Source organism: Pseudoalteromonas sp. SIMBA_162 (assembly GCF_046535955.1).
Taxonomy (GTDB): Bacteria; Pseudomonadota; Gammaproteobacteria; order Enterobacterales; family Alteromonadaceae; genus Pseudoalteromonas; species Pseudoalteromonas marina.
In genome coordinates, this window is record NZ_JAWJBQ010000269.1 from 1 (window position 1) to 279 (window position 279).

The 279-nt window shown below is 66.3% G+C and carries 1 pseudogene; it reads right to left on the reverse strand.

Annotated elements, in window-relative coordinates:
- A pseudogene (locus tag R0J88_RS19630) lies at positions 1-279 on the reverse strand (GAK system CofD-like protein); the annotation flags it as partial.

Here is a 279-nt window from a genome sequence, read left to right on the forward strand (position 1 = left end):
GTCGATGAGAAAGCCCAGCTGATGGCAGATCAGGGTGCGCATCGGTTCCGCGACCGCCATGGTCAACGGATGACGTCCGGCCGCCAGTTCGCGCAGCGTGGCGTGCAGCATCTCCGGGCGCGCTTCACGCGGCAGGCGGTGGGTAAACAGGCGATAGATATCGGGATGGCCCAGGACGCTGTCATCGGCCAGCGCCATCAGGCGAGAACGCAGATCGCCGATGGCGGGCATCGAGAAGGCGTCGCGCAGTTTGGCCGAGCTGCCACCGGAGTCGAACGG